The sequence below is a fragment of the Methylomonas sp. BG-2 genome (genome assembly GCF_057766305.1).
In genome coordinates this window covers 1-1,325 of the sequence record NZ_JBYMAP010000476.1, presented here as the reverse complement: position 1 = coordinate 1,325, position 1,325 = coordinate 1, and the positions used below count along the sequence as shown (strand labels likewise).

General features: G+C 65.9%; 2 protein-coding genes. Both read right to left on the bottom strand.

Annotation, left to right across the window (positions count from 1 at the left end):
* The coding region (locus AC3B8H_RS21410) for an aminotransferase class I/II-fold pyridoxal phosphate-dependent enzyme (protein WP_488443527.1) at positions 1-592 on the bottom strand (592 nt) is incomplete at its 3' end.
* Positions 585-1,325: adenosylcobinamide-phosphate synthase CbiB (cbiB, locus tag AC3B8H_RS21405; protein ID WP_488443526.1), on the bottom strand; the 741-nt coding region annotated here is incomplete at its 5' end. The genes cbiB and AC3B8H_RS21410, both read right to left, overlap by 8 nt.

Here is a 1,325-nt window from a genome sequence, read left to right as displayed (position 1 = left end):
CGGCCAAGCCGAAAAACTTACCCAGCGAGCGCAACACGATCAGGCCCTGCCGCACCGGCAAACCGGCCAAACTCGATTCGGGCCGGCTGTCCATGAAGGCCTCGTCAACGACCAGCCAGCCGCCGCGCTCGGCCAGCCGGATTTGCCACGCCAGCAATTGATCCGGTTGCCATAACTTGCCGGTCGGATTATTCGGGTTGACCACGATCAGCACGTCCAAATCGGCCAGTACCGGCTCGATGTCCGCTTCCGCCAACACCACCAACTGGTGGCCGGCGCGTTGCCAATTCGCGGCGTGCTCCGCGTAAGCCGGATGCAGTACGCCGACCCGCCCCGGCGAGCGCAACCACGGCAGAGCTTGAATCGCGGCCTGCGAACCGGCCACCGCCAGAATGCGCGGATTGCCGTAATAGCGGCGCGCGGCGCCCGCCAAATCGTCGTCGTCCTCGGGCAGGCGTTGCCAGCATTCGGCCGGTATGGCCGGCACCGGCCAGCCGTTCGGGTTCAAGCCGGTCGATAAATCCAGCCAGTCGTCCAGCGGGATGCCGTAATGCTTGGCGGCCCCGCGCAAGCGGCCGCCGTGTTCAAGCAAGGTAGTCTCCCAGCGCAATCGCCGCCAACCACAACCACAAGGTTCGTCTGGCCAAGCCGCAAGCGCGGACGATATCGGTTGTTGCGGGCGATCTATCGCCGCCGAACCAGGGTTTGTGCTTGAGCTGGCCGTGGTAGACGGCGGGACCGCCCAGCCGCAGATTCAACGCGCCGGCGCCCGCGCTCATCACCGGGCCGGCATTCGGGCTATCCAGCAAGGGCGCGAATTGCCGCCAGGCGCGCAGCCCTCGACCGGTGTCGGCCAGCAGCGCGTAGCTGACCGCGGTCAGCCGCGCCGGCAACCAGTTCAACGCATCGTCGAAGCGGGCGGCGGCCCAACCAAAATATCGGTAGCGGGCATTGCGGTAGCCCCACATTGCATCCAAGGTATTCGCCAGCCGGTACGCGAGCGCGCCGAGCGGACCGGCCAATAAAAACCAGAACAGCGGCGCGAATATCGCGTCGGCGCCGTTTTCCAGCACTGACTCGATCGCGGCGCGCCGCACGTCTTCCTCGGACATCGTGTCGGTTTGACGGCTGACGATGTCGCCGACTCGTCGTTGGGCCAATGCCAGGTCGCCGGCCTCCAACGCCGAAGCAACCGCCAAGGCGTGTTGCTCCAGACTGCGGGCGGCGATGCAGACATACAGCGTTGCGATCGCCAATCCGGTTTGCAAGGCCGGTAGCCAGCGCAGCAAGCCGGCCAGACATAACAACGCCGGCGTCAGTGCCAT